Origin of the sequence: Pseudoalteromonas sp. NBT06-2 (assembly GCF_002276045.1) — a bacterium.
Classification (GTDB): Bacteria; Pseudomonadota; Gammaproteobacteria; order Enterobacterales; family Alteromonadaceae; genus Pseudoalteromonas.
This window is the reverse complement of sequence record NZ_NQMR01000132.1, coordinates 1-23219: the sequence shown is the minus strand read 5'-3', so window position 1 is coordinate 23219 and position 23219 is coordinate 1. Positions and strand designations below refer to the sequence as shown.

Genomic DNA, 23219 nt, shown 5'->3' with positions numbered 1-23219 from the left:
ATTAATTCACCGAGAATTGCTGAAGTGAAGTACTATCAGTAGACTCTACTGATGCTGATGAAAAAGATTTATTTATTAGTGGTTCAGGTTCAGGAGATGTCTATGAATTAAGTCAACAAGAAGCTGAATTTACGACGAATAAAGGCAGTGGTTCTAGCGCATCAAAACATATTAATGCAGAGGTCGTATCATTTTTAAATAAATCTTCTTATATCTTGATGTACGATAATGTAACTATTAAAGGCCATTTAAATATTAAGTCGGGTGAAAATGTGACTATGTATGTAAAAGGAAACTTTAAAATGAGTGGTGCGAGCAGTTTAACGATACCAAATGATAGTAGCCTCACTTTAATTATAAAAGGCGCATTAGAAATAGGGGCAGGATCACAAGTTTATACGCCAGATAAAGGGTTGACATCTCAAGGCTTACCAGTTTTTTCAATTTATAGTAGCTATAGCGGCACCGGGATTAATTTAACTGGTGGCACTGAAGAAATTTACGCGGCAATTTATGCACCATTAACTGATATTCAAATTAGTTCAGCTATTGGCTTTAAGGGATCTTTATTAGGCAAATCTGTCAGTGTGACTGGTGCAGGTGGTGTACATTATGATGAGGCTTTAGGTAAAGCGAAATCTGGTAATAATGGTGGCTCAGCTACCGCTGCAAGATTAGTTTTTAAGGGGTGGCAATACCTTTAAATCTTGTTTTCTTAGCAGTGAGGCCTCTCATTGAGGAAATTTAAATTATTAAAATAATTCTTCCTCTTCAATTACTTTCCCCTCATTGTCATCTTCAAAGATATCAGGTTCAGTTAGTTGGGCGTATTGAGTTGGGGCTGTACCTTTGATAAAAAACTCAAAACGACTAGTATGATCTGTTTTATGACTTAAAAGGCCTGTTTTAAGATCTATTCTGACAGAAACTAGGTCTTCTGGTTGTTCTATTGGTGCTAAAGGCTGATCTTTTAAGGCGTATTGCATAAAATCAACCCAAATAGGCTGTGCAGCTCTAGCACCAAACTCATTACCTGTTACTTGGTTTTTACCTAGGTTATTATTATTGCTTACTTTGCCTAGTGATTTGCTTGGATTATCAAAGCCAACCCAAGTCGTTGTTAAAACTTTACTGTTAAAGCCGGTAAACCAAGCGTCAACATAATTATTTGTGGTACCCGTTTTTCCAGATAAATCTTTTCGCGGACGTTTATTGAATTTGATTTTCTGCGCGCGCCAGCCAGTGCCATTCCAGCCAGTTTTATGTTTCCAACTACCGCCACCCATAATGGTACTGGTCATAGCGTTAGCAATTAAAAATGCATTTTGTTTATTGATCACGCGAGGTGCATAATCAAAACTGTCTTTGATCTCTTGATCGTTACAAGTAACACAAGCGATGAGTGGTTTAGCTTTATATAGCTCATTACCAAAAGCATCATCTATTTTGTTAATAAAGTAAGGCTCAATTAACTGGCCGCCATTAGCAAAAGTTGACATACCTGTTGCTAACTCAAGTGGTGTTAATGAAGCACTGCCTAATGCAAGCGTTTCACTTCTATGAATATCTTGAGGTTTAAAACCAAAATTTAATAAATAGTCAGCGGTTTTATTTAAACCTACGCCACGTAGTAATCTTACAGAGACAACATTTTTTGATTGCGCTAAAGCACGTCTTACACGAATCGGGCCGTCGTATACATCGGGGCTATTTCTTGGTCGCCATGCAATACCTTGACTTTTATCCCATTGATGTATCGCAGCATCATTCATGATACTAGCTAAAGTATAATTGTTATTAATGGCTGCAGAATATATAAATGGTTTAATATTAGAACCAACTTGGCGTTTAGCTTGAATTGCTCGGTTATACTGACTTAATTTAAAGCTATAACCTCCCACTATAGCTAAGATAGCGCCATCTTGAGGGTTTAAAGACACTAAAGCAGCCGATGCTTCAGGTATTTGGCTTAGTATATATTGATTTTTATCATTGTTTTTAAGCCATATTTGAGCGCTAACATTTAAAATATCTAATGCTACCTTTGGAGGTTTTCCTTGTCTATTATTATTAATATAAGGTCTAGCCCATTTTAAACCGTCCCACTCAACTGTGACAAATTGGCCATCTTTTAATAAAACTTCAATACTCGTTTCAAAAACAGAGGTAACAATACCTACTTTTAAGTCGGCTATTTCTTTGATGGATTTAAGATGAATTAAAATATCAGAAGGGTGCCATGGAGCTTCTTCATCAGAATTCCAAAGGTGAATTTTAGCACCTTTATAGCCATGTCTTAAATCATATTGTTGTAAGTTTTTAGTGATTGCCTTTTGTGCAGCGAGCTGCATATCCGATGTGATACTTGTATATACATGATAACCATTATTATAAGCATTTTCTAAACCATAACGTTTTACCATTTCAGTACGTACCATTTCAGAAATATAAGGTGCTGAAATTTCTATTTTTGCACCGTGAAAACGTGCTGTAATAGGTTGCTTAATCGCTTTGTTATATTGAATTTGTGAAATGTAATTCTCAGTTAATAACCGCCATAAGACTACGTTTCGTCTTGCTTTTGCACGTTTAGGGTGACGAATTGGGTTTAGCGCTGAAGGCGCTTTTAGTAGACCTGTGAGCATCGACATTTCTGGTAATGTTAACTTTTGTAATGATTTTCCATAATAGACTTGTGCTGCGGCACCGATACCATAAGCACGATTACCAAATTCCATTCGATTAAAGTACAACTCGAGAATTTCATCTTTAGAAAGTAAATTTTCAATATGCAAAGCAATGAAAATTTCTTTAACTTTACGAATGTAGGCTTTTTCGCGGGTTAAGAAAAAACTACGAGCTACTTGCATGGTTAAGGTACTTGCACCTTGTTTTTTCTGGCCTGTGGTAATTAAAACAATAGCAGAACGAACAAGACCAATAGGGTCTAGTCCTATATGGCTGTAGAATCGGCTATCTTCCGTTGCTATAAGTGCATTAATTAATGTTTGTGGAATTTGATCTATTGATACTGGAATTCGACGTTTTTCGCCAAATTGATTAATAAGCTTGCCGTCTTTGGTATATACAAGCATAGGTGTTTGTAATTGCACATCCTTTAAAACGGAAACACTAGGAATGTCTGACTTTACATAATAATAAAGCGCAATTAGGGTTAAAATCCCTAATAAGCTTGATATGATAATGAAATGTAAAAATTTTTTTAACAGCGTCACTTAATTTTCCCTAAATAAACTCCCATTTTTGGGGTAAGGCTGCTAGTATATATCGATTAATAAATGAATAAAATTTTTTCGCTATATTTTATAAGCTTATTATAATTATAAAAAAAGGATTAGCGTTAGGTCATGTTAAGTCAACTTTTTAAAAAGCCAGTTACCTGGATGGTCGGGATTGATATTGGTTCACATTCGATAAAAGCCGTATTACTCAGTAAAAAAGATGAGCACTATAGGCTTGAAGCATTTGCTGTTGAAGCAATGCCAAAAGGGGCTATGGTTGAACGCTCGATACAAGATATTGAATCTGTTAGCCGAGTGATCCATAAAATAAGAAAAAAAATGCCAAAGTCAGTTACTCAAGCGGCTGTCGCTGTCTCTGGTCAAACTGTAATCACTAAAGTGATATTTATGGATGTTTCTTTAACTGATAGTGAACTTGAATCACAGATCGAAATCGAAGCTGACAGCTTAATTCCTTATCCTTTAGATGAGGTAAGCTTAGACTTCGAAAAATTAGATATAAATGAAGCTGATCCATCGAAAGTAAATGTTTTATTATCAGCAGCTAGAACTGAAAGTGTTGAGGCGAGAGTTGGTGCACTTGATGCAGGTGGTTTTGAACCAAAAGTTGTTGATGTGGAGTCATATGCGTTAAGTAGAACAATATCATTATGTGTTAATGCATTACCTGAAGACGCTGAAGATAAAATTGTTGCTTTTATCGATGTTGGCGCCTCAACAACTTTGTTTAGTGTTGTGCAAAAAGGTAAAACGATTTACACCAGAGATCAAGTTTTTGGCGGCGAGCAATATACTAAAACAATTGTGTCTTATTATAATAAAAGCTTTGATGAAGCTGAACAAGCTAAAATTACCGGTGATTTACCACCAAACTATACTTTTGAAGTCTTAGCGCCATTTCAAACGACTTTTTTACAACAGGTACGTAGAGCGGTACAAATGTTTTTAACTACCAGTGGTAACGATCAGCTTGATTATATTGTTTTATCTGGTGGCACATCTTTAATTCAAGGCATAGATAGACTTTTAATTGATGAGTTAGGTATTCATTCAATCATTATCGACCCTTTTGCTGATATGGAGTTATCACCAAAGTTAGATCGAGATATTTTAGATAAACACCGCGCTCAATTAGCTGTTGCATCTGGTTTAGCATTAAGGAGTTTTTCTTCATGCCACATATAAATCTACTAGCCTGGCGGGAAGCTTCAAGAAAAGAAGCACAAAAACAATTTTTATCTATACTTTTATTAGTGACTTTAATTTCATTTGGTTCGGTTTTTGCTTTCAGTATGGTATATGGCGCCATGAAGGACGGCCAAGTTCAAAGAAATCAATTTCTGACTTCAGAAATCTCAGTTTTGGATAAAAGAATTTCACAAATAAAAGAGTTAGATAAGAAAAAAGAAAATTTACATCAAAGAATGCGTTTAATTGAAGAGTTACAAAGTAATCGTAACTTAGGAACGCAAATAATGGATGAAATAGCGACAGTTGTATCTTCAGGCGTTTATTTAACTAAGTTAGAGCGCCGTGATAACGCGATACAAATAATAGGAAAAAGTGAATCAAATAACCGTCTCTCTAGAATGTTACGTCAATTAGAAAATTCTTATTTATTTCAAGGTGCTACACTTCAGGATATTATCGCGGGTGAACAGCAAGCGAGATTGTTAAGTGATTTTAATATGAAGTTCACAGTGAAACCTTATGAAAAAATTGGTGAGTTTGAGCAATGAATATTGATTTAAAAGCATTAAATGAGATAGATTTAAATGAATTAGAACTTGATAATTTAGGTGCTTGGCCTTTAGTTGTTAAAGTGATTGTTGGAATTGTTGTTGCAGCAGTTGTGAGCTTGCTTACGTATAATTTATTTGTTGCCGATGAAATCTCTGGTTATGAAAATGCATTAAATAAAGAAATCCAACTTCGTAATACTTTTAAGGCTAAGTATGCTATTACAGCAAATTTAGAAATTTATAAACAACAGATGATTGAAATGGAAGATAAATTTTCAAAACTATTGAAACGACTTCCTACATCAAGTGAGATTCCAGGTACATTAGATGACTTATCTTATGTAGGTACTACAAGTGGTCTTATTTTTAACAAAATTGGCTGGTTACCTGAAATCGAAAATGAATTTTATACCGAACTACCTATAAAAATAGAAGTAGTTGGTCAGTATCATGAGTTTGGTGAGTTTGTAAGTAAAGTGGCATTATTACCTAGGATCGTAAGTTTACACGATTTTAGTATAAAACCAGAAGGTACTGGACGCTTAATGTTTAGCGTTATTGCAAAAACTTATCGCTATAAAGAGGTGCAATAATGAAAAAAATTACTTATATTGCGCTTCCTTTAATTTTAAGTGGTTGTTTTGACGACATAACGGCACAGCAAGAATTTATTAATAAAGTTCAAGCAAGTACATTTTCAAAAGTAGAACCTATTCCAGAAATAAAAAAGTTTGAACATTTTTCGTATAGTACAGCAGATTTAAGGAGTCCGTTTGTTGCACCTAAACCAGAAGTAATACAAGACAAGTTATTGCAAATACAAAACTGTCTTCATCCGGATCCGCGTCGTAAAAAAGAGCCTTTGGAAAGGTACCCTTTAGATAATATTATGATGAAAGGAACGTTAGGTTCAGGTGAGGAAACATGGGCTTTAATAACTGCCTCTGATGATACTTTACATCGAGTGGCGCGTGAAAATTACATGGGGTTGTATCATGGCAAGGTGCTTCAGGTTCATAGCAGTTTTATCGAATTATTAGAATTAATACCAGATGGTGCCGGATGTTGGAAAGAACGCCTGACGAAGGTTGAAATCGTGGAGGCTACTGATGCATCTGAATAACAAAAAAGGGTCTTGTATGTACAAGGGAACAACTATGTTCAATGGTAATTTACTGAATAAATTGATGTCAGTATTTTTTGCTATGGTAGCATTATTTTTTATGACATCGGTTAATGCTGTGCCTTTGTTATACGATGTGCGTTATAACCCATTATTAGAGGGGGAAACTGAAATTGAATTTGTTTTTGATGAAGAAATTTATATAGAACCTAAAATTCAAGTTTTTAGTGAACCTGCACGCATTGAATTATTTTTTGATGAAGCTGATTATGAAGAAAACTTAGGTGAAGTGTTAATTAATAAAGCAGGTGTGAAAAAAGTAGTTAGTGAATTTAAAAATGATGGTTTTAAAGTGACTGTATTTTTAGATTATTTGAAAATTTATCAAATCCGTACAGATAAAAACTTATTCTATTTGCACGTATCTGATAATCCAACACAAGATATAGCTGAAGTATCTATCTTGGATGATGAGCATACTTACATTAATAAGATACAAGCTGTTGACTTTAGACGCGGTGAAAAAGGTGAAGCGCGTGTATTAATTTTTATGCAAGAAAATATGGCGGCAATTGATGTAAGAGAAGAGACTGGAAAAGTTGTTGTTGAATTTCATAATACAGATATTCTTGATGATTTATTATACCAATTAGATGTTTTAGATTACGGAACTATTGTAAGTACGATTGAAACTTTTAAAGATGGTGCAAATAGCCGGATTGTAATAGATACAACAAATGCTTTTGATTATAACTACCAACAACTTGATAATATATTTACGCTAACAATCGAGAAAGATGAATCTAAGAAAAGCTTTTTAGGCAATGGTAAAGACTATCAAGGTAAACCTATGTCGCTTAACTTTCAAGATATTGCGATACGTTCAGTACTGCAAATTATAGCTGATTATAATGGCTTTAATTTAGTAACAAGTGATTCTGTTGGCGGTAATATAACTTTGCGCTTAGACGGTGTACCTTGGGATCAGGCCTTAGATATCGTATTAAAAGTTAAAGGATTAGATAAACGCATGGATGGCAGCATATTAATGGTTGCGCCGACAGAAGAATTAGCTGCACGAGAAGCAAAAGAGTTAAAGGCTAAACAGCAAGTAGAAAATTTAGAGCCTCTTTACAGCGAGTATATCCAACTTAATTATGCAAAAGCTGAAAATTTTGTTAATTTACTTAAAACAGATAGCAATACGATTTTATCTTCACGTGGTAGTGTGGCTGTAGATCAAAGAACAAATACTTTACTACTCAAAGATACGGCTAAAAGCATTGAAAGTGTACGACGTATGATTGAAGTATTAGATGTACCCGTAAAACAAGTATTAATAGAATCTCGTATGGTTACGGTAACTGATAACGTACAAGAAGATTTAGGTATCAGGTGGGGGTTTAGTGACCAACAAAACTCCAATGGTATTGCCGGAACCATCGCGGGTGCACAAAACATTGCTAATGGTAAAATTCCAACATTAGCAGAACGTTTAAATGTTAATTTAGCCGTAAGTAATCCTGCAGGTAGTATAGGCATGCATGTTGCTAAACTTGCAGATGGAACACTAATTGATTTAGAACTATCAGCACTAGAACAAGAAAATAAAGCTGAAATCATTGCCAGTCCACGCATTACAACTGCAAATCAAAAGAAGGCACGTATTGAGCAAGGAACTGAAATTCCGTATGTTCAAGCTGCATCTAGTGGTGCAACAACAGTAACATTTAAAAAAGCAGTATTGAGCTTAGAAGTGACACCACACATTACTCCTGATAATAAAGTAATTTTAGATCTCGTTATAACCCAAGATACCCGTGGTGATACAGTATCAACACCAACAGGTCCTGCAACGGCAATTAATACGCAACGTATTGAAACACAAGTTTTGGTTAATAATGGTCAAACAGTTGTGCTAGGTGGTATTTTTCAACAGCAAATAGTGAACTCAGTTAAAAAAGTACCTCTATTAGGCGATATTCCTTATTTAGGTTATTTGTTTAGAACTACAAGTGAGTTTAATGAGAAAAAAGAGTTACTCATTTTTGTTACTCCAAAAATTATTAATAGCACGTTATAGCGATTAATATCGTACTAAAAAAAAAAAAGGCCTTAACAGGTCTTTTTTTTGTTTTTTTTCTTGATATACCTATTCAATTACTGAGATAATCACCCCCTTAATTTTGGGGCCATGTCGTAGGACGGGGTTATTTTTATTTAAATTAGAGTTCGTTTGTACAAAAAATATGGCTGAAAAACGTAATATATTTCTAGTGGGTCCTATGGGCGCAGGCAAAAGCACAATTGGTCGTCATTTAGCTGACCAGTTACATCTTGAATTTTTCGATTCAGATCAAGAAATCGAACGTAGGACTGGTGCTGAAATAGCATGGGTATTCGATATTGAAGGTGAAGATGGCTTTAGAGTTCGTGAAGAAGGTGTTATTTCTGACTTAACCGAAATGCAAGGGATTGTTCTTGCGACCGGTGGTGGCTCAGTAATTAGCAAAGATGTTCGAAATAAACTCTCTGCACGTGGCATTGTTGTTTATCTTGAAACTCCAATCGAAAAACAAGTAGCACGTACTCAACGTGATAAAAAACGTCCTTTACTTCAAACTAAAGAAGATCCAAAAGAAGTTTTGGAACGTTTAGCTGAAGAGCGAAATCCTCTTTATGAAGAAGTATCAGATTTTGTTGTTCGTACCGATGAACAAAGTGCAAAAGTTGTTGCAAATCAAATAATTGCAAAGCTTGATTTTTAGTATTAAAAGTTAAGTGAAATAAAAATAGCAGGAGCTATGTTATGCTTGAGTTAAATGTTAATTTAGGTAAGCGTAGCTATCCTATTTTTATTGCATCAGGGCTACTAAACGACGAGGAGAGACTTAAAGCATATATAGGCGATTGCCGTCCAGTTATTGTCACAAATGAAACCATAGCTCCTATTTATTTAGAGCAATTCAAATCTCAACTTGAAGATCTATCACCACTCACATATATTCTTCCTGATGGAGAACAATTTAAAACACTTTCCTCTTTTGAAAAAGTAAATGCTTTTTTATTACAAAATAATTGTGCTAGAGATACTTGCTTGATCGCTTTAGGTGGCGGTGTTATTGGTGATTTAACGGGCTTTGTTGCTGCCTGCTATCAGCGTGGTGTACCTTTTATTCAGATTCCTACCACTGTGTTATCTCAAGTTGATTCATCGGTTGGCGGTAAAACAGCGGTAAATCATCCTCTAGGTAAAAATATGATCGGTGCTTTTTATCAGCCTGAAGCTGTATTCATTGATACTCAAAGTTTATCTACATTAGATGCGAGAGAATTTTCAGCTGGTATGGCAGAGGTCATAAAATATGGTTTAATTTATGATACGGAATTGTTTTCATATATAGAAAACAATATTGGTTTACTTAAATCATTAGATGAAACTGCAATCCAATATATCATTCAGCGTTGTTGCCAAATTAAAGCAGATATAGTTGCCCAAGATGAAAAAGAATCAGGGTTAAGAGCGTTATTAAACTTAGGTCATACCTTTGGTCATGCCATTGAAGCACATATGGGTTATGGTGTGTGGCTTCATGGTGAAGCTGTATCTGCGGGTATGGTTATGGCGTGTCAATTAGCAAAAGTGAGAAACACATTGTGTGATTCAGAGGTTAATCGCGTTATAAATTTATTACGTACTTTTGATTTACCTGTAAAAGCGCCAAAAGAAATGACATGTGAAGATTTTATTGGTCATATGTCCAAAGATAAAAAAAACTTAAAAGGTACAATTCGTTTTATTCTGCCAACAGAGTTCGGCCGTTGTTCTCTGGTATCTGATGTCACAGATCAGCAGTTAAAGTCTTTATTTTAGGTTAAATGATGCAAGTCAAAATATTACCTAGTAGGCAAGCATTAGTTGATCGTATTGAATTACAGTATGAATACGGTCAATCAATTGTCACTTTATTAGGTGGTCCAGGACTTGGGAAAAGCTATATATTAGAATCATTTGTAACTGATAAATATACTGACCTTAATAAAATTTATTTACAGTTAAATCATAAAACATCAGATCAACAAGTTATATCTCAGTTATTAGAACAATCATTCAGCCAGCCTTTAATAGATTTCAGTCAATCGTTAAGTGAAAATTACTTAAACTTAAGTGATCTACAAGCGAGTAAAAATACAGTTATTGTAATTGATAATGCCCAATTTTTAAGTGAAGAATTGGCTAATGAAATTGATTTTTTAACACAAATTCCAGAAATTACTCTTTATGTTTTAACTGCATCAACTTCAAAATTAAACTTGAAAAATTCAGCTAATATTTATTTTGAAGCTTTATCTTTTGATGAAAGTATCGAATTGATGTCTATGTATTTCTCACAATTACCTAATAAGCATGAACCTGTGTTCAAAGCTTTTGTTGAAAGTGCACAGGGGATCCCTGCATTATTACTGAGTTGGGATTCAAATAGTGTAAAAATCGAGGTTAAGAAAAGTAAACATGGTTTTATGTTACTTTGTTTAGCATTTGTTGTTTTAACGACAGTCGCTTTGTCTTACATTTTTGAATCTTTATCACAAAATGGACAAATTGAAAGTTTACGAGAGCTAAATGATAAAAATGAGGAACAAAAAAGTGGAAGTGATAAGTTAGCTAATGAAAATGAGAAACATGCGGAGCAAGTAAGTGAAGCTGCAAAACTGAACGGTGGTAAAACACAAAGTACAAAAAAAACCACAGTAACTAAAAAATTCAATAGTGAAGAAACACAAAACCCTAATAAAATAAATACCACTGTAAAGCTTGATAGTGATAAAAATCAAAATATAGATGTAATAAAAATAGTTAAAGTAGATAAAATTAGCGAGTCAAAAATTTCAAAAGTTACAATCTCTGAAACTGAGCATCTTAATGAAAACAAGTTAAACTCAACAATCCCTCATTCAATTGATACATCATTAGAAGTTCAGCTTCTAGCAGTTGAAAGTGTGGTTATGCCTGCTCAAACTCCTATAACAAACAATAATGTTAGGCTAAAGGCTAAAGTAGAACAAAATGATTACGATAATTCCTGGTTTGTAAATCAGCAAGAATCTTTGGTTATGTTACAATTAATAGGTGTTAGCCAAGAGCACTTAATTAATCAATTTATATCAGATAATACTTTAGAAAATATAAAAATATATAAAAGTACGCGCTACGGTGGAGATTGGTGGGTAGTGACCGTGGGACCTTTTAAGGATATTCAACAAAGCCAGGCCTATAAAAACTCATTATCTGCTCAGTTAAAGCAATTGAAACCATTCAGTAAGAAAATCAAAGCGATTAAAACAGAGATTGCATTACTCAAATCCATTTGATTAGTGTAAAATTAGCGGCTTGTTTGCAACTTAGTAATTATCACTCCGTTATTTAAAAAGGCACATAAATAATAAATGAAAAAAACACGCGCTTTTTTAAAGTGGGCAGGTGGGAAATACAGTTTAGTAGAAGAAATTACTAAACGATTACCTAATGCTGATACTTTGGTTGAACCATTTATGGGTGCAGGTTCTGTTTTTTTAAATTCAAATTTTAAACATTATGTGCTTAATGATATTAACGCCGACTTAATTAATTTATACGAAGAGCTTAAAACTTCACCTGATGAATTCATTCTTGATGCTAGAAAGTTATTTGTAGCGCTTAATAATGATGCTGATGCGTATTACGCTTATCGTAAACAGTTTAATGAAAGCCAAGATATTTACGAAAGAGCAATTTTATTTTTGTATATGAACCGCCATGGTTATAACGGCTTATGCCGCTATAATTTAAAAGGCATTTTTAATGTACCCTTTGGTAAATATAAAAAACCATACTTCCCTGAAGCTGAACTGTATTTTTTTGCTGAAAAATCTCAAAAAGCGACTTTTACATGCCAAAGTTATACAGATGTTTTTGCTAAATTACCAAAAAACTCGGTTGTTTACTGTGATCCTCCTTATGTGCCATTGAGTAAAACTGCTTCTTTTACTTCTTATGCTAAAGGCGGGTTTAATTTTGACGATCAAGCTCAATTAGCTAATTTAGCTGAGCGAAGTGCTTTTGATAAAGGCACTCCTGTCTTAATTTCAAATCACGATACTATTATTACACGTAAAATATATGAAAAAGCCACGCTTGATACAATTCAAGTAAAAAGAACTATCAGTCCTAAAGGTGGATCTCGAAATAAAGTTGATGAGATTATGGCGCTTTACAAGGGGGAGGAATGAGTTTTTTTCGTAGCTGTATTTTAACGAGTTTAAGGTATTACTATATTCACCACTAATATTACAAAAGCGATAAAAATAGCCAAAAACATAATGGCAACAATGATTATGTGTATTAGTGAAGCCTGTTGGAAGTCTTGCTTTCGTTTTTTCTCACTTTGTACACCAAATGCGGCTGCCAAAACACTTTGTAACACATTAAGAAAATGATTCATTTAAAGTGTTTTGTGATAATTGCAGTTTTATGCGTTTTCTTTTCTGAATTACTTAATAGTTCAAGTAAATCTAGGTAATGAAATTGTGCACTTCGGCTATTTCCTGTTAACCAAGAAAACCAACTTTTATTAGACGCTTGACATTGGGATAATGCAATTTGAGTTTTATAAACTGTAGGGCAACATTTTTCATCAATTTGTTGAGCGTAGGTGAGTAATGAAAATGTAGATGCTAAAAATACAGCACTCGAAGATACTAAAAATATCCCTGTTGACTTGTTTAACTTCATAACAATACCCTTTGTTTAAGTAATGGCTAAAGCTTAACCAAAGTTAAACCAGAATACAATGGTTATTAGTCCCATATTTATATCTATTCATCAGTCAATATACATCAAATGTTAATCAATTGTAAAGTCTAAATGTATGTAAAGTGTATTTTATTACTTTGGAGTAATTATTGTCATTAAACTTCTCTTTTCAGTGTTGCGCTCAACTTGCTTTAAAGCCCCATTCCTGCAATGATCAATATCCAAACTCCCGTAGGGAAAAACGATAAGCGGCCAACTGCGTTGTTTAAGATATTTTTTGAGAATGACTTAACGACACATCTTTTTTATGCCTAGTATTTGGCACGCTTCTGGATTTTCTGAAATCGCGAATTTCCATGCAGTATGGGTATGTATGTTTTTTTACCGTCATTAAAGAGTATAGATTTATTATGTCAAAATTTTTAATTGCCCCTTCAATTTTATCTGCAGATTTTGCACGTTTAGGCGAAGATGTTGACGCTGTTTTAAAAGCGGGTGCTGATGTTGTTCATTTTGATGTAATGGATAATCACTATGTGCCAAATTTAACGATTGGACCTATGGTCTGTAAAGCGCTAAGAGATTATGGTATTACAGCGCCAATCGATGTACATTTAATGGTAAAACCTGTTGATTCAATGATCACACAATTTGCTCAAGCTGGTGCAAGTATTATTACTTTTCATCCTGAAGCGAGTGAACACATAGACCGTAGTTTACAGCTAATAAAAGAACAAGGCTGTAAAGCCGGTTTAGTTTTAAACCCTGCTACACCATTAACATGTTTAGAGTTTGTGATGGATAAACTTGATGTTATTTTATTAATGTCGGTAAACCCTGGTTTTGGTGGTCAATCTTTTATACCTCAAACTCTGGATAAATTAAAGCAAGTAAAAAAGCTTATTGAGGGATCAGGTTTTGACATTCGCTTGCAAGTCGATGGTGGCGTTAAAGTTGATAATATTAAAGAAATAGCGCAAGCAGGTGCTGATATGTTTGTTGCAGGATCAGCTATATTTAACCAGCCTGATTATAAAGCTGTGATAGATCAAATGAGAATTGAATTAGAGCAATTGTAGAACCAAATATCGCATATGGTAAGTTTTCCATTTCTTGTGCGTGTAATAGATGAAACTTTACCTTGCTTCAAATCCTGAAACAATTAAAATTACTGATTAAATCCCGCCACAATGTGGCTTCAATAGCGATGTTTAGATTTTGCTTATAACATAATCGACCTAGAGAAAAACAGGTAAAGCAGCACTATTAATTAAATAAGAGTGAATAAATAACATGAACAAGCCTGTAGTATTAAGTGGTATTCAGCCAACTGGTGGTATGACAATTGGTAACTATATTGGCGCTATAAACCAATGGCTTACGCTACAGCAAAGTTGTGAGTGTTATTTTATGCTTGTAGATTTACACGCAATTACAACGCGTCAAGATCCTGCATTATTACAACAGCGTGTATTAGATGGTATCGCACTTTATACTGCGTGTGGAATAGATCCTAAAAAATCAGCTTTATTTGTACAATCTCAAGTACCAGAGCATGCTCAACTCAGTTGGGTTTTAAACTGTTATGCGCAAATGGGTGAACTTAAACGCATGACACAATTCAAAGACAAATCAGCAAGCAACACCAATAATATCAATGTTGGTCTTTATAGTTACCCTGTATTACAAGCTGCCGATATTTTATTGTATCAAGCAACTCAAGTACCTGTAGGTGAAGACCAAAAGCAACATTTAGAGTTAACACGTGATATTGCAAATCGTTTTAACAATATTTATGGCGATGTATTCACGGTACCGGAACCTTATATACCTGAGTTTGGTGCGCGTGTCATGAGCTTACAAGATCCAACTAAAAAAATGTCAAAGTCGGATGAAAACCCAAATGGTTACATCATGTTATTAGATGAATCTAAAAAAATTGAAAAAAAACTGAAGAAAGCTGTAACAGATTCTGATGAGCAAGCGCGTATTTACTTTGATAATAAAGAAAAGCCAGGTGTTTCAAATTTATTAACCTTAATGTCAGTTGCAACTAAACGTTCAATTGAAGATTTAGTGCCAGAATATGAAGATAAAATGTATGGTCACTTGAAAAAAGATACTGCTTCAGCTGTGATTTCCATGTTAGAGCCAATTCAAACCCGTTTTAAAGAGATCCGTAAAGATCAAACTTTATTAAATGAAATAATGCGTGATGGTGCTGAAAAAGCAGGTGCACGTGCAGAGCAAACACTAAAAGCTGTTTACAATGCAGTTGGTTTTATTCCTCGTCCATAACCGTAATATTAAGTTCGAGAAATAAATAATTAGCGAGCAGTATGAGTTTACAAGTTCGCTAATTTATTCCTAAGTTCATATCTCACTTTTTGATAATTTTCTTTTCAGCATTTAGGTTTTAACATGCTATTGATGATCGATAACTATGATTCTTTCACCTATAACCTTGTTCAATATTTTCAAAGTCTTGATATTGAAGTCTTAGTTAAGCGCAATGATGAAATATCCTGTACCCAAGTGAAAGCAATCAAGCCTAAATATTTAGTTGTCTCCCCAGGCCCTTGTACACCCAATGAAGCTGGTATATCTTTAGATCTCATTAATCAATTTAAAGGTCATACGCCTATTTTAGGTGTTTGTTTGGGACATCAAACAATTGCCCAGTCACTGGGTGCTAAAATTATTCGTGCTCAAAAAGTAATGCATGGTAAAACATCACAGATTATGCATAATAATCAAGGTGTTTTTAAAGGATTAGTATCTCCTTTAACCGTATGCCGTTACCATTCTTTAGTGGTTGACCCTAAAACTGTACCCAAAGAATTAGAAGTAACAGCATGGTTAAATAATGATGAACATGGGCTAATAGAAATCATGGGCCTTAAACATAACTCACTCGCACTTGAAGGCGTACAATTTCATCCTGAAGCCATTTTAACCGAGTCAGGCTTGGCATTATTAGATAACTTTATTAAAGAATATCGTTAATATGTAGATTAGAGTACCGATCTATTTTTATTCGAATTGTAAAAATGTAATTGTTAGATAAAAGTAAATAAGGAATAAAAAAATATATGAGCAAGTCTTTGCAAAAAAATGAAACAGCTGAAGTTTTATATGGGCGGTTTCATGACTTATTGTTAGGACATAATTTTGCTCAGCAACAATTAGGATATATTCATTCTTTAGATCTTGATTATGGTGAAAAATTGCCTTCTCGTACTTTATTGGAAGTTGAAGAAAAAGCACAAAAAAATAGAAATAAAGAAGATACTAAAAAACTTAAATATATTGCACACGTAAATGCTTTATTGCATCAAGATGTTGAAGCACAGATAAATACTTCTTTAGAAGATATTGACTATATTTATAACGATATTATTCATATCCAAGATAATATCCCTGCTATTTTAGATCTTTTATCTGTGACCTCAGCTTCAGTTGGTAGGATAGATCCGCTTGTTAAAAATTTACTTTGGCTGGGTGATGACATCGTTAAGTTTATTAACTTACCCCAATATCGTAATGACAAAGATCCTAAAAAAGCAGTTAAAGTTGACGATCCATCGCTCGGCCTTAGATATTTAGGGCTAGATAATTTAAAACTGATCATACCCACATTTTCTTTAAAGCATTGGGCACCTTTTAGTACTATGCCGTTTCGTTTATTAAAACGAAAGTTATGGGAGTCAGGTATGGCTACCGCAATTGCAGCTAAAACTTTAGCAGAATTGAATGATGTAGATCCATATCAGGCTTTTGTGCTGGGAATGTTTCATGATGTTGGTAAAATTGCGTTAGTTCGTCTGTATTTGAGAACATTTGAAACTATCTGGGAGCGACAAATTAAAGATAGTCTCGATAATAAGGAAAAAGAATTACACGATGCATTACTAGAGCTTAAACCAGATCCTTTGTGTTTACGTAACTTAATGGTAGAGCACTCAGTTGAATTGTCATATAAATTGATTAGTAAAATGGCTTTTAAGTATCTACCGATACAAACTTCAATGGAACAACTCGCAAGTAAAACTGAATTTTCAAAAATGGATAATTTAGCAAAAATAGTTACCAAGGCTCAATGTTACAGCCAATATAAAAAATTAAAAGAGCATAATTTAGTTGAAGCCGATGAAGTGAAAACTTGGTTTAGTAATTACCATTTTAAAATTACGGAACTTAAAACCTTAGCCAGTACAAGCCTACATAATTTACAATTAAGCATTGTGCATTAAATTAGCACTTTTGAGATTATAAATTTAAATAATAGAGAATATAAGCGCCAAAAGTATCACTTTTTGATTTTTTATTTTCGACTATTCATTCAATCTCTCTTTTATTATTAAAATTAACCACCAATAGCGTTTACAAGCGTGCTCACCGCAATATGCTAGATACTTATTCACTATCAATGAAATTATACCCGCTTTCCTTATAAACCAAGGCTTTGTGTTTGATAGGAAAGGAGACAAAAGCTAATTTTTTTGAAATAATACTGCTCCTTATCGAATAGTATTCAAAGTAAAAGGGTATTATTTGGCGATGTTTTGCTTGTTAACAGAGGAAAAAAAATGACTATAAATCGTGCACTTTTTGATGAAGTAATGGTACCAAACTACGCTCCTTCGGCTGTGATCCCTGTAAAGGGTGAGGGCTCTCGTGTATGGGATCAGGAAGGTCGTGAATATATCGATTTTGCTGGCGGTATTGCTGTAAATTGTTTAGGTCATTGTCATCCTGCATTAGTTAATGCATTAAAAGAGCAAGGCGAGAAAATTTGGCATTTATCAAATGTAATGGCAAATGAACCTGCATTACGTTTAGCTAAAAAATTAGTTGATGCTACTTTCGCTGATAAAGTTTATTTCGCTAACTCTGGCGCAGAAGCAAATGAAGCAGCATTAAAATTAGCGCGTCGCTGGGCGCTAGATACAGTGGGTGAGCAAAAATCTCAAATCATTGCATTTAATAAAGGTTTCCATGGCCGTACTTTCTTTACGGTAACTGTTGGTGGTCAAGCTGCTTATTCTGATGGTTTTGGTCCAAAACCTGCTGATATCGTTCATACTGACTATAATGATTTAGAAAGCTTTAAAGCACTTATCTCTGATGATACATGTGCTGTAATGATTGAACCATTACAAGGTGAAGGTGGTATCATTTCTCCAACAGCTGATTTCATTAAAGGCGTTCGCGCTTTATGTGATCAACATAATGCTTTATTAATTTTTGATGAAGTACAAACAGGTGTTGGCCGTACGGGTGACTTATACGCATACCAAGGTTTAGATGTTACTCCTGATATCTTAACAACAGCTAAAGCATTAGGTGGTGGTTTCCCAATTGGTGCTATGATCACTAAAACTGAAATTGCAAAGCACTTAAAAGTAGGTACTCATGGTTCTACTTATGGTGGCAATCCACTAGCGAGTGCTGTTGCTGAGGCGGCATTTGATACCGTTAATACTGAAGAAGTATTAACAGGTGTTAAACAAAAAGAAGCTTTATTCCGTGAATTATTAGCTGTAATCAACGATAAATATAATGTATTTACTGAAGTGCGTGGTAAAGGTTTATTAATCGGTGCAGTTGTTGCTGAAAAATATAAAGGCAAAGCGAAAGAGTTTTTAGTTGCATCAACGGCACATGGTTTAATGTCATTAGTGGCAGGTGCTGATGTTGTACGATTCACACCTTCATTAGTCATTTCGAATGAAGATATCCGTGAAGGTATGGCGCGTTTTGAAAAAGCAGTCGCTGACGTAGTAAAAGCAAGCGCTTAAATTAAAGTTTTGCAATACCCAAGCTATTTGGAAATGCATGATTTCAGCGGGAGTTTAGATGGTCAAATACAAGACATTTATTGCAGGTAATGGTTATTCCCTTATCAAAATAAATAACGCGGTGGTTGACCATTTAAAACTCGCTCGTAGGGAATTTATCAGATAAGTAATTACTACGTTGCATCAGTTTGAAAGGTAATAAGCATTCCTAAAATGATGTGCCTTGTGCTAATTCACTTGATAAATTCTGAAACAAGTATTATCAAGTGGCTTGGGTATATATCAAGTTACTTAATAAGTGACACATATAAAGGTGTTTTTGACCACCTTTTATTATCATTATAAACATAAGGGAGTAAGCGGCACTATGATGGTTATTCGCCCAATCCGAAAAAATGATTTTGCTGAATTAGTTAAAATAGCAGACGAATCTGGTCATGGCTTTACTTCGTTACCTAATAATGAAGAATTATTAGCTAATAAAATAGCACGTTCAGAAGCTTCATTTAAAAAGACAGTTGACTGTCCGCAAGACGAAGGTTATTTATTTGTTTTAGAAAATACTGAAACAGGTGAAGTTGTTGGCACATCAGCAATCGAAGCGGCTGTTGGTTTAGATGATGCTTTTTACCATTATCATTTAAGTAAGGTTATCCATTCATCTCGCACTTTAAATGTTTATAACCCAGTTGAAATTCTTACTTTATGTAATGATTATACTGGTGCAACGGAATTATGTACTTTATTTCTACGTGAAAAAGCCCGTGAAAATGGTAATGGTAAATTATTATCAAAAGTACGTTTCATGTTTATTAAAGAACATGAAGACAGGTTTTCGGATACGTTACTAGCAGAAATGCGTGGTGTGTCTGATGAAAGTGGTAATAGCCCATTTTGGAAATGGCTTGAAGAACATTTCTTCTCAATGGACTTTCCAACAGCTGATTATTTAACAGGTATAGGTCAAAAAGTATTTATTGCTGAATTAATGCCTAAGTACCCAATTTATATCAACTTGCTTAGTAAAGAAGCACAAGCTGTTGTTGGTCAAGTGCATAAAAAAACTAAGCCTGCAATTCAATTACTTAAAAATGAAGGTTTCACCTTTAATGGCTATGTCGATATTTTTGATGCGGGTCCAACTGTTGAAGCGAAGTTAAATAATGTTCGTACAGTAAGAACATCAAGCCATAAAAAAGTCATTATTGGTGATAATGCTGGCGGTCAACAAATCATGATTGCAAATACAGAACTAGATAGCTTTAGAGCGACATTAGCCGATTTATCGTTTGATAAAGAAAGCGATGATATCGTGATCACAGCAAAAATGGCTGCAGTATTACAAATAAACGAAGGCGATACAGTTCGCATCGCAACGATATAGATCTACTATGCCTATATGGATATAGGTACTTGGGTTTTGTCGGGAACGAAAAACCTGCGCATTTCTATTAGGGGCTGTTGATCTTTCAGGGTTAAATTTTGTTCGAGCTAAAAGCATTTTAGTCGCGGCGAGTAGTGTGTAGCCTAGTCATTCTAAGTAAATACTACTCAACAAAGAATAAAATGCTTTTAGCTGAATCCTTCGGACAGCGTTTGTTGGGCATTTTTACTGCGTTATCGCCTTTTTATGTGGCACAACCACATGACAAAGCCTCTGCCTTGTATAAATACCGAACAATTCGCTGAAAAAGTAATCTCGAAAGATCAACAGCCCTAAGGACATTGCGTGGCTTAGTGAATAATAGTGTTAATTTATTCCCTTAACTTATTAATGAAATTTTTAACTTAACTAATCAATTTCCCTGCCTTGTTATAAGTTAACATTTAATAACTTACTCTGGGTAGGAAGTGATATAAATAAAAGAGAGATTGAAATGACTCATGCAGCTCAGTTTATCAATGACCAATGGTCGGCAGGCGAAGGCGCCGAATTCAATTCAGTAAACCCTGCAAAAAATGAAGTGATCTGGACTGCGAATAGCGCTTCAGAACAACAAGTTGATACGGCGGTAAAATCAGCGCGTAATGCTTTTTTCTCTTGGGGTGATTTAAGCTTCGAAGAAAGACTAAATATAGTTAAAAGATTTGGTGAAGTTTTAGGTGAAAATAAAGAAAAAATGGCCGATGCAATCGCGAAAGAAACAGGTAAGCCAATTTGGGAAACGCGTACTGAAGTAGGTGCTATGATGGGCAAGATTGCTATCTCCGAAAAAGCGTATCATGAACGTACTGGTACAGTTGAAAATGCGATGCCAGTAGGTAAAGCGGTCATTCGTCATAAAGCGCATGGCGTAGTTGCAGTATTTGGTCCATATAATTTCCCTGGTCATTTACCTAATGGTCATATTGTTCCTGCATTATTAGCGGGTAATACAGTGGTATTTAAACCATCTGAATTAACACCTATGGTAGCTGAGTTAACACTTAAATTATGGCAACAAGCAGGTTTACCTGCTGGTGTAATTAACTTAGTGCAAGGTGAGGTAGAAACAGGGAAAGCATTGGCATCTCATCGTGGTATTGATGGTTTGTTTTTTACAGGCTCTTCTCGTACAGGTCACTTTATTCATGAGCAATTTGCAGGGCAGCCAGGCAAAATTTTAGCAATTGAAATGGGTGGTAATAACCCGTTAATCGTAAAAGACGTTGCAGACACTAAAGCGGTCGTTCACGATATAATTCAATCTGCATTTATTTCAAGTGGTCAGCGTTGTACTTGTGCTCGTAAATTATTTTTACCACAAAGTGAGCAGGGCGATTTAATTTTAAATCAACTCATCAAAGCAACTAAAGCGATTAAAGTTGGTTTTTATAATGATCAAGAACAACCGTTTATGGGCTCTATGATTTCAATAGCGGCTGCAAAATCTATGGTTGCTGCTCAAAGCCAATTAATTGAATTAGGCGCAACGAGCTTAGTTGAATTACTACATACAGAAAATACAGGTTTTGTTACGCCTGGTATTTTAGAATGTACTAACGTAAGTAACTTCCCTGATGATGAGCATTTTGGCCCATTATTAAAAGTATTCCGTTACACTGATTTTGATCAAGCAATTGAATTAGGTAATGATACAGCTTACGGTTTATCGGCTGGTTTATTAAGTGATAACAGTGAAGATTATGATTACTTCTTACGTCGTGTACGTGCCGGTATCGTAAACTGGAATCGTCCAATTACAGGTGCATCAAGTGCAGCACCATTTGGTGGTATTGGTGCATCAGGTAATCATAGAGCGAGTGCATACTATGCCGCTGATTACTGTGCCTACCCTGTTGCTTCTGTAGAGCTAGAAAAAGTAGCACTACCTGGCACATTAAGCCCAGGTTTAAGCTTGTAGTAAAAAAGTTTAGTTCCGTTAATGGGTAATATGAAAACAACAATGTAAAAGGCCTTAGATTTAAACACCCAAGGCCTTTTTTCTTTTCTTGCTAGTATTTCTCATTTATATCTGCTTAAATCAAATTAATAAAAAATAACAATGACAAAGGTATTATATGGTTACCGACCAGCAAGGTTATGATGATCTTATCATGTATTTAACGCAGCACTTATCTATCTTTGAAAAGCCAGGTAAAGTGGCTCCCAATGCCCCTAGGGTGATCACATTAATAGAAGATGATATTGCAGAGCAAATTATTGCATTATGTCAGCAGCATAAAGGACTAGATACAGATCAACGTGGCGAAATAGTTAGAGAAGTTGACGGAATTGTTTATGACTTACAAGAAGTACTATCTGGCGTGATCCATCAACCTGTGACAATTGAGCAACATGCTTTTATTGATGAGTTTGCTGGTTTAGTTAAAAACCTATTTGATTCAGCAATCGCAACACTTAAATAATCGCCATTTTAATAAAAATATTTATATTATTCTCAAGTGAGCACTTGGGAATAAGGACTATTTTCTTCTCGTTAACTATACAGTTTCTTCAATTCTAAGCACAATTTCATCTCATTTTGTTGCACTAAATATTCACTTATTTAATATGCCTTAATATACTTTTATATAACAAATAGGAATTAAAATGCAGGCAAATGTAAAATGGGTTGAAGGTGATACATTTATTGGTAAATCTGAATCAGGCCATAACGTAGTGTTTGATACAGGTTCTGATGGCGCTGCACCAAGTCCTATGGAAATGATACTTATGTCGATAGGCTGCTGTTCGTCTGTTGATGTGGTTAGTATTCTAAAAAAATCAAGACAAGACGTAACGGCTGCACGTATTGAATTAAGTAGCGAAAGAGCGGAAACTGCACCTCGTGTATTTAAAAAAATTAATTTACATTTTGTCGTTACAGGTAATGATGTATCGGAAAAACACGTAGCGCGTGCTGTTAAATTATCAGCTGAAAAATACTGTTCAGTCGCTTTAATGCTTGAAGAGTCAGTAGAAATTACCCATAGCTTTGCAGTGTTATCAGTTTAAAAGCTTATGGAAGTGTAATTCAGCACATCTCGGTGCATAAATATAGCCAGTAATACAGG

22 protein-coding genes are annotated in these 23219 nt (G+C 34.7%); 19 read left to right on the top strand and 3 right to left on the bottom strand.

Features of this window, described 5'->3' with window-relative positions:
- Positions 1-218 precede the first annotated feature (218 nt).
- On the top strand, positions 219-704 hold the full coding sequence (locus CJF42_RS20255; protein ID WP_095368419.1) for a DUF7305 domain-containing protein: 486 nt from the start codon (positions 219-221) through the stop codon (positions 702-704).
- A gap of 48 nt (positions 705-752) precedes the next feature.
- Here CJF42_RS20255 and CJF42_RS20250 read toward each other — a convergent pair whose 3' ends face one another.
- Positions 753-3236, bottom strand: a complete 2484-nt coding sequence (locus CJF42_RS20250) for a penicillin-binding protein 1A (RefSeq protein ID WP_095368418.1) — start codon at positions 3234-3236, stop codon at positions 753-755.
- A 132-nt stretch (positions 3237-3368) separates the two neighbouring features.
- On the opposite strand from CJF42_RS20250, the gene CJF42_RS20245 reads away from it, so the two are divergent.
- The 9 genes from CJF42_RS20245 (at position 3369) to CJF42_RS20205 (ending at position 12398) form a co-directional block, all read left to right on the top strand.
- Positions 3369-4448, top strand: a complete 1080-nt coding sequence (locus CJF42_RS20245; protein ID WP_095368417.1) for a pilus assembly protein PilM — start codon at positions 3369-3371, stop codon at positions 4446-4448.
- Positions 4436-5002: a PilN domain-containing protein gene (locus tag CJF42_RS20240; RefSeq protein ID WP_095368416.1), complete on the top strand. Its 567-nt coding sequence runs from the start codon at positions 4436-4438 to the stop codon at positions 5000-5002. The genes CJF42_RS20245 and CJF42_RS20240 overlap by 13 nt, the downstream gene beginning before the upstream one ends.
- On the top strand, positions 4999-5598 hold the full coding sequence (locus CJF42_RS20235) for a type IV pilus inner membrane component PilO (RefSeq protein ID WP_095368415.1): 600 nt from the start codon (positions 4999-5001) through the stop codon (positions 5596-5598). Before CJF42_RS20240 ends, CJF42_RS20235 begins: the two co-directional genes overlap by 4 nt.
- On the top strand, positions 5598-6128 hold the full coding sequence (locus CJF42_RS20230; protein ID WP_095368414.1) for a pilus assembly protein PilP: 531 nt from the start codon (positions 5598-5600) through the stop codon (positions 6126-6128). The genes CJF42_RS20235 and CJF42_RS20230 overlap by 1 nt, the downstream gene beginning before the upstream one ends.
- Before the next feature lie 16 nt (positions 6129-6144).
- Positions 6145-8211: a type IV pilus secretin PilQ gene (locus tag CJF42_RS20225; protein WP_095368413.1), complete on the top strand. Its 2067-nt coding sequence runs from the start codon at positions 6145-6147 to the stop codon at positions 8209-8211.
- Positions 8212-8377: 166 nt separating this feature from the next.
- Positions 8378-8896, top strand: a complete 519-nt coding sequence (aroK, locus tag CJF42_RS20220; RefSeq protein WP_095368412.1) for a shikimate kinase AroK — start codon at positions 8378-8380, stop codon at positions 8894-8896.
- Between the two features lie 41 nt (positions 8897-8937).
- A complete protein-coding gene (gene aroB / locus CJF42_RS20215) occupies positions 8938-10002 on the top strand; it encodes a 3-dehydroquinate synthase (RefSeq protein ID WP_095368411.1) in 1065 nt (354 codons plus the stop codon).
- 8 nt (positions 10003-10010) lie between these two features.
- A complete protein-coding gene (locus CJF42_RS20210; protein ID WP_095368410.1) occupies positions 10011-11501 on the top strand; it encodes an AAA family ATPase in 1491 nt (496 codons plus the stop codon).
- A 75-nt stretch (positions 11502-11576) separates the two neighbouring features.
- On the top strand, positions 11577-12398 hold the full coding sequence (locus tag CJF42_RS20205) for a Dam family site-specific DNA-(adenine-N6)-methyltransferase (RefSeq protein ID WP_095368409.1): 822 nt from the start codon (positions 11577-11579) through the stop codon (positions 12396-12398).
- A 29-nt stretch (positions 12399-12427) separates the two neighbouring features.
- Here CJF42_RS20205 and CJF42_RS20200 read toward each other — a convergent pair whose 3' ends face one another.
- Positions 12428-12610, bottom strand: a complete 183-nt coding sequence (locus CJF42_RS20200) for a DUF2970 domain-containing protein (RefSeq protein WP_095368408.1) — start codon at positions 12608-12610, stop codon at positions 12428-12430.
- Entirely contained in the window at positions 12607-12900 is a 294-nt protein-coding gene (locus CJF42_RS20195; protein WP_095368407.1) for a hypothetical protein, read from the bottom strand. Before CJF42_RS20195 ends, CJF42_RS20200 begins: the two co-directional genes overlap by 4 nt.
- 431 nt (positions 12901-13331) lie before the next feature.
- Between CJF42_RS20195 and rpe the strand changes: the two genes are divergently transcribed.
- The 9 genes from rpe to CJF42_RS20150 all read left to right on the top strand — a co-directional run bounded on the left by rpe (position 13332) and on the right by CJF42_RS20150 (position 23160).
- Positions 13332-14000, top strand: a complete 669-nt coding sequence (rpe, locus tag CJF42_RS20190) for a ribulose-phosphate 3-epimerase (RefSeq protein WP_095368406.1) — start codon at positions 13332-13334, stop codon at positions 13998-14000.
- A 214-nt stretch (positions 14001-14214) separates the two neighbouring features.
- Positions 14215-15219: a tryptophan--tRNA ligase gene (gene trpS / locus CJF42_RS20185; RefSeq protein WP_095368405.1), complete on the top strand. Its 1005-nt coding sequence runs from the start codon at positions 14215-14217 to the stop codon at positions 15217-15219.
- 123 nt (positions 15220-15342) lie between these two features.
- Positions 15343-15927: an anthranilate synthase component II gene (locus tag CJF42_RS20180; protein ID WP_095368404.1), complete on the top strand. Its 585-nt coding sequence runs from the start codon at positions 15343-15345 to the stop codon at positions 15925-15927.
- Between the two features lie 86 nt (positions 15928-16013).
- A complete protein-coding gene (locus CJF42_RS20175) occupies positions 16014-17174 on the top strand; it encodes an HDOD domain-containing protein (protein WP_095368403.1) in 1161 nt (386 codons plus the stop codon).
- 336 nt (positions 17175-17510) lie between these two features.
- A complete protein-coding gene (locus CJF42_RS20170; protein ID WP_095368402.1) occupies positions 17511-18722 on the top strand; it encodes an aspartate aminotransferase family protein in 1212 nt (403 codons plus the stop codon).
- Positions 18723-19089: 367 nt separating this feature from the next.
- Complete coding sequence (astA, locus tag CJF42_RS20165) at positions 19090-20106, top strand: arginine N-succinyltransferase (protein WP_095368401.1); 1017 nt, start codon at positions 19090-19092, stop codon at positions 20104-20106.
- A gap of 493 nt (positions 20107-20599) precedes the next feature.
- On the top strand, positions 20600-22066 hold the full coding sequence (astD, locus tag CJF42_RS20160; protein ID WP_095368400.1) for a succinylglutamate-semialdehyde dehydrogenase: 1467 nt from the start codon (positions 20600-20602) through the stop codon (positions 22064-22066).
- 157 nt (positions 22067-22223) lie between these two features.
- Positions 22224-22571, top strand: coding sequence for a DUF3802 family protein (locus CJF42_RS20155; RefSeq protein ID WP_095368399.1), 348 nt, complete (start codon positions 22224-22226; stop codon positions 22569-22571).
- A 184-nt stretch (positions 22572-22755) separates the two neighbouring features.
- On the top strand, positions 22756-23160 hold the full coding sequence (locus CJF42_RS20150) for an OsmC family protein (protein WP_095368398.1): 405 nt from the start codon (positions 22756-22758) through the stop codon (positions 23158-23160).
- The last annotated feature ends 59 nt before the right edge of the window (positions 23161-23219 follow it).

Bases quoted from the DNA above. Each gene is read 5' to 3' on its own strand.
- CJF42_RS20255 (WP_095368419.1), top strand. From the start codon at position 219: ATGTACGATAATGTAACTATTAAAGGCCATTTAAATATTAAGTCGGGT.
- CJF42_RS20245 (WP_095368417.1), top strand. From the start codon at position 3,369: ATGTTAAGTCAACTTTTTAAAAAGCCAGTTACCTGGATGGTCGGGATT.
- CJF42_RS20240 (WP_095368416.1), top strand. From the start codon at position 4,436: ATGCCACATATAAATCTACTAGCCTGGCGGGAAGCTTCAAGAAAAGAA.
- CJF42_RS20235 (WP_095368415.1), top strand. From the start codon at position 4,999: ATGAATATTGATTTAAAAGCATTAAATGAGATAGATTTAAATGAATTA.
- CJF42_RS20230 (WP_095368414.1), top strand. From the start codon at position 5,598: ATGAAAAAAATTACTTATATTGCGCTTCCTTTAATTTTAAGTGGTTGT.
- CJF42_RS20225 (WP_095368413.1), top strand. From the start codon at position 6,145: ATGTACAAGGGAACAACTATGTTCAATGGTAATTTACTGAATAAATTG.
- aroK (WP_095368412.1), top strand. From the start codon at position 8,378: ATGGCTGAAAAACGTAATATATTTCTAGTGGGTCCTATGGGCGCAGGC.
- aroB (WP_095368411.1), top strand. From the start codon at position 8,938: ATGCTTGAGTTAAATGTTAATTTAGGTAAGCGTAGCTATCCTATTTTT.
- CJF42_RS20210 (WP_095368410.1), top strand. From the start codon at position 10,011: ATGCAAGTCAAAATATTACCTAGTAGGCAAGCATTAGTTGATCGTATT.
- CJF42_RS20205 (WP_095368409.1), top strand. From the start codon at position 11,577: ATGAAAAAAACACGCGCTTTTTTAAAGTGGGCAGGTGGGAAATACAGT.
- CJF42_RS20200 (WP_095368408.1), bottom strand. From the start codon at position 12,610: ATGAATCATTTTCTTAATGTGTTACAAAGTGTTTTGGCAGCCGCATTT.
- CJF42_RS20195 (WP_095368407.1), bottom strand. From the start codon at position 12,900: ATGAAGTTAAACAAGTCAACAGGGATATTTTTAGTATCTTCGAGTGCT.
- rpe (WP_095368406.1), top strand. From the start codon at position 13,332: ATGTCAAAATTTTTAATTGCCCCTTCAATTTTATCTGCAGATTTTGCA.
- trpS (WP_095368405.1), top strand. From the start codon at position 14,215: ATGAACAAGCCTGTAGTATTAAGTGGTATTCAGCCAACTGGTGGTATG.
- CJF42_RS20180 (WP_095368404.1), top strand. From the start codon at position 15,343: ATGCTATTGATGATCGATAACTATGATTCTTTCACCTATAACCTTGTT.
- CJF42_RS20175 (WP_095368403.1), top strand. From the start codon at position 16,014: ATGAGCAAGTCTTTGCAAAAAAATGAAACAGCTGAAGTTTTATATGGG.
- CJF42_RS20170 (WP_095368402.1), top strand. From the start codon at position 17,511: ATGACTATAAATCGTGCACTTTTTGATGAAGTAATGGTACCAAACTAC.
- astA (WP_095368401.1), top strand. From the start codon at position 19,090: ATGATGGTTATTCGCCCAATCCGAAAAAATGATTTTGCTGAATTAGTT.
- astD (WP_095368400.1), top strand. From the start codon at position 20,600: ATGACTCATGCAGCTCAGTTTATCAATGACCAATGGTCGGCAGGCGAA.
- CJF42_RS20155 (WP_095368399.1), top strand. From the start codon at position 22,224: ATGGTTACCGACCAGCAAGGTTATGATGATCTTATCATGTATTTAACG.
- CJF42_RS20150 (WP_095368398.1), top strand. From the start codon at position 22,756: ATGCAGGCAAATGTAAAATGGGTTGAAGGTGATACATTTATTGGTAAA.